Here is a 14673-nt window from a genome sequence, read left to right as displayed (position 1 = left end):
TACTACCTTTGCGCAAATCATCGACCGCACAGGCAGGGAGCCCATACCCGTGAAAATCCTGACCGCAGGCGCGATTGCCGCGCTCTTGCAGGGCATCGCATTGCCCGCTCTGGCAGATATCAATGTCGGCGCCTATCTCGCCGCCCGACAGGCCCGCTACCAGAACGACTTCGACGCGGCCGCCCGGTACTACACCCAGGCGCTGACCCGCGACGCGGCGAACCCGGTGATCCTGGAAAGCGCCGCCATCGCCTTCATGGCCCTGGGCCAGATCGACCGTGCCGTGCCCGTGGCCCGCCAGATCGAAGAGCAGGAGCTGCAAAGCCAGGTCGCCTTCATGGCCCTCATTGCCGAGGACGTGGCCGCCGGCAACCACGACGCCGTGATCGAGCGGATCGAGGCCGGCCAAGGCGTGGGCCAACTGGCCGACGGGCTGATCATGGCCTGGACAGAACTGGCCCGCGGCGATGTAGACGCGGCCCTCGCCCTCTTCGACGAGGTCTCCGAGGAACGCGGCCTGAAGAACTTTGCCCTTTATCACAAGGCGCTGGCGCTCGCCTCCGTCGGCGATTTCGAAGCGGCCGAGGCCATATTCGCCGGCGGCAACGATGACGCCCCCTGCAACGCACCCGCCGCGGTACCCGCGCCTGGGCCGTCGTGCTCAGCCAGCTGGAACGCAACGACGAGGCCATCGCCCTTCTCGACGATGCCTTCGGCCCCACCGCCGATCCCGAGATCCTGGCGCTTCGCTCAGAGCTGGAAAGCGGCCTGCCGGTCGCCTTCGACATGATCTCCGGCCCGAAGGACGGCGTGGCCGAGGTGTTCTTTTCCATCGGTCAGGCCCTGCTTGGCGACATGGGCGACGACTATACCCTGCTCTATGCCCGCGTGGCGCAGTATCTCAATCCCGACCATGTCGACGCGATCCTGATGTCCGCGGAATTGCTGGAATCGCTGGAACGCTACGAATTGGCCACCCAGACCTACAAGAGCGTGCCGCGCGATCACCCCTCCTTCACCGCCGCCGAGATGGGCCGCGCTGAATCGCTGCGCCGCGACGACAAGATGGACGCGGCGATCGAAGTGCTGGAGCAACTGCGCGACTCGCATCCCGAACTGCCGCTGGTTCACGTGGCCGCCGCCGACCTTTATCGCCAAACCGAAAAATACGACCAAGCGGTGTCGGCCTATGACGACGCGCTCGATCTTCTCGGAGAGACTCAACCGGAGCACTGGTTCGTCTATTACGCACGGGCCATCAGCCATGAACGGCAGGACAACTGGGAGCAGGCAGAGGCCGATTTCCGCAAGGCGCTCGAGCTGAACCCCGAACATCCGCAGGTCCTGAACTATCTCGGCTACTCATTGGTCGAGAAACAGGTCAAGCTGGACGAGGCGCTGGGCATGATCGAGCGCGCCGTCGAGGCCCAGCCCGAGTCGGGCTATATCGTCGACAGCCTCGGATGGGCCCTGTACCGCCTGGGCCGGTACGAGGAATCCATCGGCCACATGGAACGCGCCGCCGAACTGATGCCGGTCGACCCGGTGGTCAACGATCACCTCGGCGACGTACTCTGGGCCGTGGGCCGCGAGATCGAGGCGCAATTCCAGTGGCGGCGCGCCCTGTCCTTCGTGGACATGGAAAACCCCTCGCCCGATATCGATCCGGAACGGATCCGCCGCAAGCTCGAGGTCGGCCTCGACACGGTGCTGCGCGAAGAAGGCTCGCCCCCGCTGGAGGTTGCGGATGACGGCGGCTGAGGGTTTCGCCCCGGCCAAGATCAACCTGACGCTGCACATCACCGGGCAGCGCGACGACGGCATGCATCTGCTCGATTCGCTGGTGATGTTTGCCGATGTGGGCGATCACCTGACGGTCACGCTATCGGACACCCCGCACCTTTCGGTCACCGGCCCGATGGCCAAGGGCGTGCCGGACGGGCGCGACAACCTCGTGCTGCGGGCCGCCGAGCTGATGGGGATCAGCGCCGACATCACGCTCGACAAGGTTCTGCCCCATGCCGCGGGCCTGGGCGGCGGCTCGTCCGACGCGGCCGCGACCCTGCGCGTGCTGTCGCGCCTGACCGATACGCCCCTTCCCACCGATGTCACGCCGCTGGGCGCCGATGTGCCCGTCTGTCTCGGCAACGGCGCCGCGCGGATGCAGGGGATCGGCGAAAAGATAACCGCGGCCCATGACCTGCCCTGCCTTCACGCGGTGCTGATCAATCCCGGTGTGCCCATGCGCACGCCCGATGTCTTTGCCGCGGTCGGTCAGAAGAACAACACAGCGATGCCCACCGAAATACCTCACGATCTCAGCGCGATCGACTTCATCGACTGGCTTCGCGGAATGCGCAACGATCTGGAATATGCGGCCATCGGGCAGACGCCCGTCATCTCGCAGGTGCTGGGCGCGCTCAGCGTTACGGCGGGCTGCCGCATGGCCCGCATGACCGGCTCGGGCAGCAGCTGTTTCGGCCTTTACACCGGCGAGGAAACCGCTCGCGCCGCGATGGGCCGCCTGAAAGAGGAAAATCCGGGCTGGTGGGTCACCGCCACCCGCCTCAATGCGCATCCCTGAGGGCGCGGCCTAGCGGATTCGTGCCACCACGTAATCCGACAGCGCCAGCAGCATGTCCCGCACCGGGTGCTCGGGCAATTGCTCCATCGCCGCGTTGGCCTTTGACGTCCATTCCAGCGCATCGGCGCGCGTCGCCTCCAGCGTGCCGTGATGGTTCAGCAGCCGCAGCGCCTCGTCCAGGTCGCCGTCGCGCTGGTCGCCCTTCTCGATGGTCCGCGCCCAGAAGGCCCGCTCGCTCTCGTCGGCCAGCGCCACCGCCTTGATCACCGGCAGGGTCAGCTTGCGCTCGCGGAAATCGTCGCCCACGTTCTTGCCCGTGGCCCTGGTATCGCCCTGGTAGTCCAGCAGGTCATCGACGATCTGAAACGCGATGCCCAGCGCATCGCCATAATCGAAAAGCGCCTGCACCTGGTCGTCCGTCACACCCGCGATCACGCCGCCCACCTCGGTCGCCGCCGAAAACAGCGCTGCGGTCTTGCCGCGCACGATCTGCAGGTAGACATCCTCGTCCGTCTTCAGGCTGCGCGACGCGGTCAGTTGCAGCACTTCGCCCTCGGCAATCGTCGCCGCGGCGTTGGACAGGATGTCCAGCACCGTCAACGACCCGGTTTCCACCATCAACTGGAAGGCACGCGCGAACAGGTAATCCCCGGTCAGCACGCTGGACTTGTTGTCGAACAGCAGGTTCGCCGTCGGCCGACCGCGCCGCTGCGCGCTTTCGTCCACCACGTCGTCGTGCAACAGCGTCGCGGTATGAATGAACTCCACCGTCGCGGCCAGCTTCACGTCATCGCCGCCGCCATATCCGCACAGGTCCGCCGCCGCCAGCGTCAGCATCGGGCGCAGCCGCTTGCCGCCCGCCTCGACCAGATGCGCCGTCACTTCCGGGATACGCGGCGCATGGCGCGACGCCATCCGCTCACGGATCAGGATGTTCACCTCGTCCAGCTTGCCCTGCAAGTGCGAGGCCAGCGCCTCGTGCGGTTTGGTTGCGGCGTGGTCCAGTCCCATCAAACTCCTGTCACTCAGGCTCGACAATGCGCGTCCGGTGTCCTTAAGTCATCCCCATGAAGCATCTTCTCAGCACCACCGACCCGACCGTGATGGCGTTTGCCAAGGCCCTGCTTCAGGGCGAGGATATAGACTGCTTTGAATTGGACGTAAACATGAGCATCCTCGAAGGCGGCATCGGGATCTTCCCGCGCCGCCTGATGGTAGGAGAGGAAGATTACCTTCCCGCTCGCCAGACCCTTGAAGACAACGGGATAGAGGTCGAGCCGCTCTCGTGACGCGTGACACCACCTGCGACGATTTTCTCGGCGGCCGGCTGAAGATCCTGCAGCCCCGGGCCGGCTATCGCGCCGGGATCGACCCGGTCCTGCTGGCCGCCAGCATTCCTGCCAAGCCGGGCGACACCGTGCTCGACCTCGGCTGCGGCGTCGGCGTCGCAGGGCTCTGCCTGGCCCGGCGCGTATCCGGGGTCCACCTGACGGGCCTGGAACGTCAGCCCGCCTATGCCGACCTCGCCAGGGCGAACGGCGCGGCGAACGACCTGCCCTTCGAGGTGGTCGAGGGCGATCTGTCGGACATGCCGCGCACCCTGCGCGACCGCCAGTTCCACCACGTCCTCGCCAACCCGCCCTATTTCGACCGCGCCGCCAGCACCACGGCCGCCGATCCCGGCCGCGAAGGCGCCATGGGCGAGGATACCCGCCTCGCCGCCTGGGTGGCCGCCGCGGCGAAACGCACCCGGCCCAAGGGCACCACCACCTTCATCCAGCGCGCCGAGCGCCTGCCAGAGCTTCTGTCCCACGCCGCAGGCCACCTCGGCAGCCTCCAACTTCTGCCACTGATTCCCCGCCCCGGACGCCCCGCGCGACTGGTCCTTCTGCGCGGACGGCGCGGTGGACGGGCCGCATTTCGGCTGCACGACGGCTTGTGCCTGCATAATGGGCAGCACCACGTTAACGATTGCGAAAACTACACACCGGCAACGGCTTGCATCCTGCGCGACGGCGGGGAAATGCCATTTCCAGACTGATTTAGGCAAGTTGTAGCTAAATCCCGCCACCCGATTTTGCGTACGCAGCGTGACAGATTACATGTTTTGTGCTGCACTATCCCGTGCACATCAGAAAGAGGAGACGCATTCATGGCTTTGAGTTCGCACGTCGAGGAACTGAAAAAGAAACACCAGGCTCTCTCGGAACAGGTCGAAGCGGCACAGCGTGCCCCGGGCACACCAGACCTCGAAATCTCAAGCATGAAGAAACGGAAACTCCGGCTGAAAGAAGAAATCGAACGACTTTCCCATTAACATGTCACGCAAAGTCTGATCGGGATGCGCCCTCGCGGCGCATCTCGTGATCACATTGGCCTCAGCGGGATCAACTCCAGTCTGGCCGTGGTATCGAACCCCTTGGCGGTTTCGGCCAGCATCCAGTCGCGGAACGCCTTGATCTGAGGCTTGTCTTCCGCACCCTTGCGGCAGACGAACCTGAATTCCGCGCCGCCGCTGATTGCCTTGCCATAGGGGGCCACCAACCGCCCTTCCATCACGTCCTTGATGACCAGCGCCCGGCGCCCCAGAACCACGCCCACCCCGGCCAGCGCCGCATCCATAGCGTGATCGCCTTGCGAGAACCTCGGGCCATGCGGCTCTACCGGGTCGACGCCAACCGCCCGGAACCACGCCGCCCAATCCGTCGGCGGGTCCAGGAAATCGATCGACTGGTCCACGATCAGCACCGCCTCGCGCAGGCTTTCTGGCGTCGGATATCGCTCGGCCAGTGCGGGCGTCATAACCGGCGTTACCCATTCTTCGGCCAGCGGCAGCGAATACAGTCCCTTGTCCGGCCCCTGGCCAAACCGGATCGCTACATCCACCTGGTCGCGGTCGAAATCCATCAGCCGCAGCGACGCCGAGAATCGCAGCTCGATCTCTGGATGCGCTTGCGCGAATTCATACAGCCGCGGCGCCATCCACTTGGCGGTAAAGGCCGGCCCCGCCGTCACCGTCAACGTGCTGGCGTCCAGTTCCCGCCGTGTCGCCGCCCAGGCCGCCGACAGCGCCGAGAACCCGTCGCGGCACCCCGGCGCCAGCGTTTCGCCCGCCTGCGTCAACTCCACCGCCCGGTTCAGCCGCCGGAACAGCGGCGCCCCCAGATGCTCTTCAAGCGACTTTATCTGAAAAGACAGGGCGGCCGGCGTCACGTTCAACTCCGCCGCGGCCTTCTGGAAAGACATGTTCCGCGCCGCGGCCTCGAAGGCGCGCAAGGCGGTAAGAGGGGGCAGGCGGTCACTCATTTCAATAAAGTATAACTTAACCGAAGACGTGAAAAGTCTCGTTTGTCGCCTGCACCGAAAAGGCTCATGTTGAACCCAGTCAAGTTTACCTGAAAGGTACGGCCATGATCGAGACCGCCTCTGATGCAAAGACCCGCGACGCTTACCGCGCCGCACACTACCAGCGCAGCCGCTTTTTCGGCGAAGTCTTCGGCTGGCTCTCCCGCAAGCCTTCTTCCAGGTGATCGTTGCAGGTCTCTGGAAACAGAAAGGGCCGGTTCCCCTGACCGGCCCTTTCGCATTCGATAATTTCAGCGCTCTTCAGACGAAGAACTGTGCCCCGTTGGCCGAGATCGTCGAGCCGTTGATGAAGCCCGCATCGTCCGACGCCAGGAAGGCCACGCAGCGCGCGATCTCTTCAGGCTCGCCCAGGCGGCCCGCCGGGATCTGGCCGATGATCGATTCGCGCACCTTTTCCGGCACCGCCATCACCATTTCCGTGGCGATATAGCCGGGGCAGACCGCATTCGCGGTAATTCCCGCCCGCGCCCCTTCCTGTGCCAGCGACTTCACGATGCCAAGGTCGCCCGCCTTGGTCGCGGCATAGTTCACCTGCGCGAACTGGCCTTTCTGACCGTTGATCGAGCTGATGACGATCACGCGCCCGAACTTGCGCTCGCGCATCCCGGGCCAGACCGGGTGCACCGTGTTGAACACGCCCGTCAGGTTGGTGTCGATCACGTCTTTCCACTGATCCGGCGTCATCTTGTGGAACGGCGCGTCACGGGTGATGCCGGCATTCGCCACCACCACGTCGATCGGCCCCAACTCGGCCTCGACCGTCTCGATCCCGGCCTTCGACGCGTCGTAATCGGCCACGTTCCACTTGTAGGTCTTGATGCCGGTCTCGTCGGTGAACTTCGCCGCGGCCTCGTCGTTGCCCGCATAGGTGGCGGCCACTTCGTATCCTTCCGCCTTCAGTTTCTTCGAAATGGCTTCGCCGATACCGCGGCTACCGCCGGTCACAAGGGCAACTCTTGCCATGGGAATCCTCCAGTCTTTCTGTTCAGTGTTGGGTTGCTTGGAAACTTTGCTACTCATCTCACGCACAAATCGCAACATTGTTGCGCAATTCTTTTTGTCGCGCGGCACTCATCCGCCATTCAGATACGCCTCCGCGTCTTGTTGCCCCAAGGACCAGGTCTCGCGCAGCTTCTGCGGATCGGTAAAATCGATCTTGTCGGCCGGCGTCTCCTCGGATGGCCAGACATAGACCCGCCCCGGCACATCGGGCAGCTTGCGGTACTGCCGCGTCAGCAGCACCAGCGTTTCGCCCTCATCAGGCTCGGGCAGGGGTGCCTGGTCGGCCATGCCGCCGTCAACCACGCGCCGGTCACCCCAAAGCGGCGGCTCGAACACCGGGGGGATCACCGCCGCCGCGTTCACCAGTTCCACCAGCCGCCCGTCCCGCGCCGCCTGGTTCGCATCCACCAGCTGCGCCGCCAGGCCCATCTTCTCGGCCCAGTCGAAATGCGGGCTGCCCTTCACGTGCAACTCCGCCTCGTAGGCCGCCGCGAGCGCGGTGCCCGTCATCGTTGGATTGTCCGTCGAAGGCGGATGCGCGATCTGGATCTGAAAGGCCGGGCCGTCCGCGACCCGTGCGCAGGCTGCCTTGTCCAGCACCGTTTCCACTACGTCGCAATAGATCCGCTGATGCGGCGTGATGCCCTCCTCATCGGCGGCGAACAGATCGAGATTGTGATCCCGTTTCTCGAACGCATCGCACATCTCGTCCAGCAGCCGCCGTTCGATCCCGGCGATCCATGCGGCACCGGCCAAAGCCCCGCCGCTGACCCCGGTCACGCGCTTGGGCGTGAACTTGCGCTCCTGTTCCAGCCGGGTGATGAACCCGCCCTGCCAGAAACACCGCAACCCACCGCCGGAAAAGACGATCTGAGGGGGATTGTCGGGCAGCTTCATCAAGGATCATCCGTGGGCCTGGACAGAAAAACAGGCCCCGCGGGGCCTGCTTCCTATTTTTAAATCAGCATCTTAGGGGCGCTCGATGCACATGGCCACGCCCATTCCGCCGCCGATGCACAGCGTGGCGAGGCCCTTTTTGGCGTCGCGGCGCTTCATCTCGAACAGCAGGGTGTTCAGAACACGGCAGCCCGAGGCGCCGATCGGGTGGCCGATGGCAATCGCGCCGCCGTTCACGTTCACGATCGACGGGTCCCAGCCCATGTCCTTGTTCACCGCACAGGCTTGCGCAGCAAAGGCTTCGTTGGCTTCCACCAGGTCCAGGTCGTCAACGCTCCAGCCCGCCTTTTCCAGCGCCTTGCGGCTGGCATGGATCGGGCCCACGCCCATGATCGACGGGTCCAGACCGGCCGTGGCATAGGACGCGATCCGCGCCAGCGGCTCGATCCCGCGCTTCTCGGCATTCTCGGCACTCATCAACAGCACGGCGGCCGCACCGTCATTCAGGCCCGAGGCGTTGGCCGCTGTGACCGAGCCGTCCTGCGTGAAGGCGGGGCGCAGTTTCTGCATCGCTTCCATCGTGGCGCCGTGGCGGATGTATTCGTCCTTGTCCACGACCGTCTCGCCCTTGCGGGTCTTGACGGTGAACGGGATCACCTCGTCATCGAACTTGCCCGCCTTCTGCGCCGCCTCGGCCTTGTTCTGGCTGGCGACGGCGAACTCGTCCTGCTGGTCGCGCGTGATCTGCCACTTGTCGGCAACGTTCTCGGCGGTCTGGCCCATGTGATAGCCGTTGAACGCGTCCCACAGCCCGTCGCGGATCATCGTGTCGATGTATTTCATGTCGCCCATCTTGTGGCCCGAGCGCAGATGCGCGGCGTGGGGGCTCAGGGTCATGTTCTCCTGCCCACCGGCAGCCACGACATCGGCATCGCCCAGCTGGATATGCTGCGCACCCAGCGCCACGGCCCGAAGGCCCGAACCGCAGACCTGGTTGATGCCCCAGGCCGCGCTTTCGATCGGCAGGCCGGCATTCACATGCGCCTGGCGTGCGGGGTTCTGGCCCTGCGCCGCCGTCAGAACCTGGCCGAGGATGGTTTCTGAAACCTCGGATTTGTCGATGCCTGCGCGCTCGACGATGGCTTCCAGAACGGCCGCGCCAAGGTCATGCGCCGGGGTGTTGGCAAAAGCGCCGGAAAAAGAGCCGACAGCGGTCCGTGCTGCCGAGGCGATAACAACGTTGGTCATAGTGTCCTCCACCAATTCTTGCTGGCCGAGGATCGCAGGCCTGCACATCACGTGCAGGCCCCGGATTCCCCGCATTGCGCAGGGTGTACCGCAGTCGCCGCAGCGCGGCAACTGTAGCCGTTGTCACAGGTCAGGCGATCACCGCTTCCTGGGCAGTTTCCAGCCATGGCGGCTGCACCGTGGGTGCCCCGAAATAGTAGCCCTGAAGACAATCCATGCCGATGTTCTGCAAAAAGACGGCGTCGTTGGGGCGCTCCACGCTTTCGGCGACGGTCACCATGTCGAACTGCTCGGCGATCGAGATCAGCGCCCGCGTCAACACCTGATTGTCCGGGTTGTCGGCGATCCCGCGGATGAACTGCCCGTCGATCTTGAGGATGTCGAAGTAGAAATCCCTCAGGTACCGGAACGAGGTGAACCCGGCGCCGAAATCGTCCAGCGCGAAACTGATACCTTTCTTTTGCAGGCTGGCCATGAAGTTCACCACCAGTTCCGGCACCAGCATGGCAGAGCTTTCCGTGATCTCCAGAATCAGGCGCTCGCCCAGGGTCGGGTCGTGGCCCAACCCGCGCTTCAGCGTGCGCATCCAGCGCGGATAGCCGATCGACCGGGCCGACATGTTGATCGACAGGCGGATATCGGGATGCTCGCGCAAGGTGCGGATTCCCTTTTCCAACGACAGGCAATCGACGATCCGGCCCGTCTCCATGGTCTCGATGACATGAATGAACTCCCGCGCCGGAATGATCCGGCCGGTTTCATCCAGCACCCGCACCAGCCCCTCGTAAAAGGCCGGCCTGTCCTGCCGCCCCGACGGCACCACGGCCTGGTAGGCCAGCATCACGTGGCCGTGCCGCACCGCCGCCTCGACCATCCGGATCACCGACTGGTCCCGCCCCGACACCGCATAGGCCAGGGGTTGTCATGCCCGGACGGGACATTCGCCCACTTCAATCTCTTGTCACCCATGAAACTCTCCGTACTCCACAGCCGCCCAATAAGCGCCACGCAAGCTAAGGAATTGTTAAACCGGGCATTTGAGTCATATTGTCCGCTACAGGCGAAATCGGGGGCGTGAACCATGGAAAGATGCGGCTGGGTCGGCACCGATCCCATCTACGAGGACTATCACGACACCGAATGGGGCGTACCCGAATGGGACAGCCGCGCGCTGTGGGAAAAGCTCATCCTCGACGGCTTCCAGGCCGGTCTCAGCTGGATCACCATCCTCAAGAAGCGCGAAAATTTTCGTGAAGCGTTCCAAGGGTTTGACCCGGATCTCATCGCCACTTGGGGCGAGGATGACGTGCAGCGTCTTCTGGGCGATCCCGGCATCATCCGCCACCGCGGCAAGATCGAGGCCACCATCGCCAACGCCCGCGCCTGGCAGACGATCGAGGCCGAACAGGGCTTTGACACCTACCTTTGGTCCTGGATGGGCGACGCGCCCTTGCATAACCGCTGGGCCAACCTTGCCGAGGTCCCCACCGAGACCGAAATATCCCGCGCAATTTCGAAAGATTTGAAGAAACGCGGCTTCAAGTTCTGCGGCCCCACCATCGTCTATGCCTTCATGCAGGCCGTGGGCATGGTCAACGACCACATCATCACTTGCCATCGCCATGCCCCCGTGGCCGCCATGGCCCGGCCGCCACGCTGAACTTTGCCTGCGCGAAAGCTTGCCCCCGTCGCGGCTCTGGCCTAGACCGGATCCAACGATTTCAGGGGAGGCCCAGATGACCAAATTCGACAAAAGCAAACTGCCCAGCCGCCACGTGACCGAAGGGCCCGCGCGCGCGCCGCACCGCTCGTATTACTACGCCATGGGCATGACCGAAGAGGAGATCCACCAGCCTCTCGTCGGCGTCGCCACCTGCTGGAACGAGGCCGCGCCTTGCAACATCGCCCTCAACCGCCAGGCCCAGGCCGTCAAGGGCGGCGTGAAAGAGGCCAAGGGCTCCCCCCGCGAGTTCACCACCATCACCGTCACCGACGGCATCGCCATGGGCCACGAGGGGATGCGCTCCTCGCTCGCCTCCCGCGAGGCCATCGCGGATACGGTAGAGCTTACCATGCGCGGCCATTGCTATGACGCCATCGTGGGCCTTGCGGGCTGTGACAAGTCTCTGCCCGGCATGATGATGGCCATGGTCCGCCTCAACGTGCCGTCGGTCTTCATCTACGGCGGCTCGATCCTGCCGGGCAAGGCCCCACAGATCGACGAGATCCCCGAGGAATTCCGCACCCGCGACCTGACCGTGCAGGACATGTTCGAGGCCGTGGGCTGGAACCAGAACGGCACCATGTCCGACAAGGCGCTCGACGCGCTCGAACGCGTCGCCTGCCCCTCGGCGGGCGCCTGCGGAGGCCAGTTCACCGCCAATACCATGGCCTGCGTGTCCGAGGCGATCGGCCTTGCCCTGATGAACTCCTCCGGCATGCCCGCACCTTATGAATCCCGCGACCAGTATGCCGAGGCGTCGGGCCGCGCCGTCATGGCGCTGCTCGAAAAGAACATCCGCGCCCGCGACGTGGTCACCCGCAAGTCCATGGAAAACGCCGCGCGCGTCGTCGCTTGTACCGGCGGTTCCACCAATGCCGGGCTTCACCTGCCCGCCATCGCGCATGAGGCCGGGATCGAGTTCTACCTCGACGATGTCTGCGAGATCTTCCGCGACACGCCCTATTTCGTCGACCTGAAACCGGGCGGGCAATACGTTGCCAAGGACCTCTACGACGCAGGCGGCATCCCCGTGGTGATGAAGGAGCTGCGCAAGGCGGGCCTCATCCACGAGGACTGCATGACCGCGACCGGGCGCTCCATCGGCGAAGAACTCGACCGCATCGAACGCGAGGCCGACGGCAAGGTCATCTACTCCGTCGACGCGCCCCTCACCAAGACTGGCGGCGTCGTCGGGCTCAAGGGCAACATCGCGCCGCAAGGCGCCATCGTGAAGGTGGCGGGCATCGCGCCCGAGCATCAAGTCTTCACCGGCCCCGCCCGCGTCTTCGAATGCGAGGAAGACGCGTTTGCCGCCGTGCAAAAGCGCGAATACGAAGAAGGCGAGGTGATCGTCATCCGCAACGAAGGCCCCGCCGGCGGCCCCGGCATGCGCGAGATGCTGGCCACCACCGCCGCGCTCTCGGGGCAAGGCATGGGCAAGAAGGTCGCGCTCATCACCGATGGCCGCTTCTCGGGCGCGACACGCGGCTTCTGCGTGGGGCACGTGGGCCCCGAGGCCGCCCATGGCGGCCCCATCGCAATGCTGAAAAATGGCGACATTATCACCATCGACGCGATCAAGGGCGAGCTTTCCGTCGATCTCAGCGACGCCGAACTGGAGGCCCGCAAGAAAGACTGGCCCGGCCCGCGCGAGACGATCTACGCCTCCGGCGCGCTCTGGAAATACGCCCAGCTCGTGGGCGAAACCTACAAGGGCGCCGTCACCCATCCGGGCGCCAAGGCCGAGCGCCACGTCTACGCAGACCTCTGAGCCGTCCCGTGCGCGCGCTCCGAACAATCTGGCTGGCGGCCCTGCTCTGGCCGCTGGCCGCCTGCGATGATGTGGGGGGCACCTCCGACGCATCCAACGTGGTCAGGGCGCTGTCGCTCTATGACGGCGCTGTCGTGGTGCGCGGCCCGCGCGGCTATTGCGTCGACGCCGACAACACCCGCCGCCAGCCCTCCAACCGCCTCGTCTTTCTCGGCAGCTGCGAGTCGCTCAGCGGCGAACCCGGCGTCACCGTGCCCCTGGCCCTGATCGTGGTCAACGTGGCCGACCGGCAGCCGGGCCGCGCCCAGCCCACCGCCGCCACCATCGCCGCCAGCGCCGCCCCGAAAAAGCCGCTGGCCGCGATAGATTCCGACGGTCTCGCGCTGGTGCATCTCGACGCGGGCGGCGAACTGGCCCTGCCCGGCGGCGACCCGCGCTACTGGCGCGGCGGCATGGTCATCAACGACCATTTCGTCAGCCTCGCAGTCTACGCCCCGGCCGGCAGCCGCCTTGCCGGAGGGGCAGGCCGGGGCTTCATCACCGACCTCGCCCAGACCCTGCGGGCCGCCAGCGCGCAGTAACCCAAGGCAATCAATGCATTGTTTCCAAACTCTGCTTAATGCTATGACAATGTCTCAGGGGCAGAGTGCGGCGAAACCAACCGGAAACGATCCACGACAATGGGGCTGAAACGTTCAGGACTGGATTGGCTGGCCCATCGGCGCGACCTGCGGCGATGGCGGCAAACCGTGCGCGAGGCCACGTCGATGACGCTGGAACAACTTCGCGCCGAACGCTCCGAGGCGCGCAAACTGCGCTATCACCTGAACGAGTTGATCAGCCACGCCGACAATCGCCTCGCTCTCCCCATGATCGGCTCCCACGCCTTTCCCAAACCGCATGGCACCGACTGGTCCTGGCGTCCCGCGATCTGGCGCGAACCGCTGGCCGTACCGGGGCAATCCTCGGTCCTCAGCAAGACGCAGTTGGGCCACGAGCTGACGCTGTTTCACGACTGTCAGCATTCCGAGCTGTCGCTGCGCCAGTTGCGCAACACGCGCGAGGCCGATCTTGCGCCTTTCGGCCTGCGCATGGATGTGTTCAGCTTCGACGGCTCCTTCCTGTCCCTCGTGCTCGACCTTCCCGCGGCAGCAGTGAGCGGGTTGCAGTCCCGCCACCTCATCCGCATGGACACCATCGTCGAGATGGAAAAACCGCTGGAAATCTTCGCCCGGCTGAACATCAAGCACGGCCCGAACACCGAACAGATCGTGCGCGAATTGCCGCTGCACGAAGAGGATATCATGGTCGAATTCGACCTCGCCTATTCCAAGCTCAACGAAAAGCGGATCGAACGGGCCTGGATCGACCTGATTTTCGAGAACCCCCAGATGAGCCAGGTCATCCTGCGCGACCTCACCTTCAGCCGCCGGCCCCGCGCGGAATTCTAGGAGGCCCCCATGCAAGAACTGACATTGACCAAGACGCGCCTCTTCGAAGGGGTCTGGGAAGGGGTCATCACCGGCGCGGGCGACCGCCGCCCGGACGTGTCGGTGACGCACCTGCAAGACACCATCGCCGGGGTCGAGGTGATCGAGAAACCCGAAGAACAGGCCTGGGTCCTGCGCGTCCCCATCCCCGCCGACCGCATCGCCGACGGGGTGCAGACCTTCCTGATTTCCGACACCGGAACCGGCGCTGCCCTGGGCAGCTTCTCCATCGTCTCGGGCGATGCGCTGGCCTACGACATCCGCGCCGAGGTGACGCTCCTGCGCGAAGAACTCGACATGCTCAAACGCGCCTTCCGCCGCCACTGCCTTAAGACGATGTAGGTCCGCTGGGCGGGACTTAGCGGACGTTCTGTACTGACGGTGAGGAGACGCGCATCGACGGGCCGTGGTACGGCGAACCGACGATGGTGATGGGCAGTTTATGACTGCCAAGCACATCCAACCTGAGAGCGTGGCACTTCACCGGCGAAATCGCCGTGCCGGGGGACGGCCCGGCGATGCGCGGCGGGCTTCGCCCTTGTTCCGCACAGGCGCTTTGTGAGTGTGCCAGCTATGAGCTCGTTCCCGGCCT

Annotated in this window: 17 protein-coding genes; 11 read left to right on the top strand and 6 right to left on the bottom strand. The window is 64.8% G+C overall.

What is annotated here, in order from left to right:
- The first annotated feature begins 49 nt into the window (after positions 1–49).
- Genes ACSQ76_RS03275 through ACSQ76_RS03265 form a run of 3 tightly spaced genes read left to right on the top strand, consistent with a single transcriptional unit; the run spans position 50 to position 2584 of the window.
- Positions 50–790: a tetratricopeptide repeat protein gene (locus ACSQ76_RS03275; protein ID WP_437155445.1), complete on the top strand. Its 741-nt coding sequence runs from the start codon at positions 50–52 to the stop codon at positions 788–790.
- Positions 787–1761 (top strand): tetratricopeptide repeat protein, encoded by a 975-nt coding sequence (locus tag ACSQ76_RS03270; protein ID WP_437158155.1) that lies wholly within the window; start codon positions 787–789, stop codon positions 1759–1761. The genes ACSQ76_RS03275 and ACSQ76_RS03270 overlap by 4 nt, the downstream gene beginning before the upstream one ends.
- Positions 1748–2584 carry a 4-(cytidine 5'-diphospho)-2-C-methyl-D-erythritol kinase gene (locus ACSQ76_RS03265; protein WP_437155444.1) on the top strand — a complete coding sequence of 279 codons (837 nt, stop codon included), beginning with the start codon at positions 1748–1750 and terminating at the stop codon, positions 2582–2584. The genes ACSQ76_RS03270 and ACSQ76_RS03265 overlap by 14 nt, the downstream gene beginning before the upstream one ends.
- A gap of 9 nt (positions 2585–2593) precedes the next feature.
- Here ACSQ76_RS03265 and ACSQ76_RS03260 read toward each other — a convergent pair whose 3' ends face one another.
- Complete coding sequence (locus ACSQ76_RS03260; protein WP_437155443.1) at positions 2594–3595, bottom strand: polyprenyl synthetase family protein; 1002 nt, start codon at positions 3593–3595, stop codon at positions 2594–2596.
- A 56-nt stretch (positions 3596–3651) separates the two neighbouring features.
- Here ACSQ76_RS03260 and ACSQ76_RS03255 point away from each other — a divergent pair, with 56 nt between their 5' ends.
- From ACSQ76_RS03255 to ACSQ76_RS03245, 3 genes are all read left to right on the top strand, one after another.
- The gene (locus tag ACSQ76_RS03255) at positions 3652–3873 is read left to right on the top strand and encodes a putative signal transducing protein (protein WP_306128538.1); all 222 of its coding nucleotides are present in this window, start codon (positions 3652–3654) and stop codon (positions 3871–3873) included.
- The gene (locus ACSQ76_RS03250) at positions 3870–4625 is read left to right on the top strand and encodes a tRNA1(Val) (adenine(37)-N6)-methyltransferase (RefSeq protein ID WP_437155442.1); all 756 of its coding nucleotides are present in this window, start codon (positions 3870–3872) and stop codon (positions 4623–4625) included. The genes ACSQ76_RS03255 and ACSQ76_RS03250 overlap by 4 nt, the downstream gene beginning before the upstream one ends.
- A 111-nt stretch (positions 4626–4736) precedes the next feature.
- Positions 4737–4901 carry a YdcH family protein gene (locus ACSQ76_RS03245; RefSeq protein ID WP_306128540.1) on the top strand — a complete coding sequence of 55 codons (165 nt, stop codon included), beginning with the start codon at positions 4737–4739 and terminating at the stop codon, positions 4899–4901.
- 50 nt (positions 4902–4951) lie between these two features.
- Here ACSQ76_RS03245 and ACSQ76_RS03240 read toward each other — a convergent pair whose 3' ends face one another.
- The 5 genes from ACSQ76_RS03240 to ACSQ76_RS03220 form a co-directional block, all read right to left on the bottom strand.
- Complete coding sequence (locus ACSQ76_RS03240; RefSeq protein WP_437155441.1) at positions 4952–5890, bottom strand: transcriptional regulator GcvA; 939 nt, start codon at positions 5888–5890, stop codon at positions 4952–4954.
- A gap of 300 nt (positions 5891–6190) precedes the next feature.
- Entirely contained in the window at positions 6191–6913 is a 723-nt protein-coding gene (gene phbB, locus ACSQ76_RS03235; protein WP_306128543.1) for an acetoacetyl-CoA reductase, read from the bottom strand.
- Between the two features lie 108 nt (positions 6914–7021).
- Positions 7022–7852 (bottom strand): patatin-like phospholipase family protein, encoded by an 831-nt coding sequence (locus ACSQ76_RS03230; RefSeq protein WP_437155440.1) that lies wholly within the window; start codon positions 7850–7852, stop codon positions 7022–7024.
- Positions 7853–7921: 69 nt separating this feature from the next.
- Positions 7922–9097 (bottom strand): acetyl-CoA C-acetyltransferase, encoded by a 1176-nt coding sequence (locus ACSQ76_RS03225; RefSeq protein ID WP_437155439.1) that lies wholly within the window; start codon positions 9095–9097, stop codon positions 7922–7924.
- A 130-nt stretch (positions 9098–9227) separates the two neighbouring features.
- Complete coding sequence (locus ACSQ76_RS03220) at positions 9228–9971, bottom strand: EAL domain-containing protein (protein ID WP_437158154.1); 744 nt, start codon at positions 9969–9971, stop codon at positions 9228–9230.
- 207 nt (positions 9972–10178) lie between these two features.
- Between ACSQ76_RS03220 and ACSQ76_RS03215 the strand changes: the two genes are divergently transcribed.
- The 5 genes from ACSQ76_RS03215 (at position 10179) to ACSQ76_RS03195 (ending at position 14423) form a co-directional block, all read left to right on the top strand.
- Positions 10179–10757 carry a DNA-3-methyladenine glycosylase I gene (locus ACSQ76_RS03215; protein WP_437155438.1) on the top strand — a complete coding sequence of 193 codons (579 nt, stop codon included), beginning with the start codon at positions 10179–10181 and terminating at the stop codon, positions 10755–10757.
- A 76-nt stretch (positions 10758–10833) separates the two neighbouring features.
- Entirely contained in the window at positions 10834–12591 is a 1758-nt protein-coding gene (gene ilvD, locus ACSQ76_RS03210) for a dihydroxy-acid dehydratase (protein ID WP_437155437.1), read from the top strand.
- Between the two features lie 8 nt (positions 12592–12599).
- Positions 12600–13172: a hypothetical protein gene (locus ACSQ76_RS03205; protein WP_437155436.1), complete on the top strand. Its 573-nt coding sequence runs from the start codon at positions 12600–12602 to the stop codon at positions 13170–13172.
- A gap of 99 nt (positions 13173–13271) precedes the next feature.
- Positions 13272–14042, top strand: coding sequence for a DUF6478 family protein (locus ACSQ76_RS03200; RefSeq protein WP_437155435.1), 771 nt, complete (start codon positions 13272–13274; stop codon positions 14040–14042).
- A 9-nt stretch (positions 14043–14051) separates the two neighbouring features.
- The gene (locus ACSQ76_RS03195; RefSeq protein ID WP_437155434.1) at positions 14052–14423 is read left to right on the top strand and encodes a hypothetical protein; all 372 of its coding nucleotides are present in this window, start codon (positions 14052–14054) and stop codon (positions 14421–14423) included.
- Positions 14424–14673 lie beyond the last annotated feature (250 nt).

Source organism: Roseovarius sp. B08 (assembly GCF_051417955.1).
Lineage (GTDB): Bacteria > Pseudomonadota > Alphaproteobacteria > Rhodobacterales > Rhodobacteraceae > Roseovarius.
This window is presented reverse-complemented; position numbering and strand designations above follow the sequence as displayed.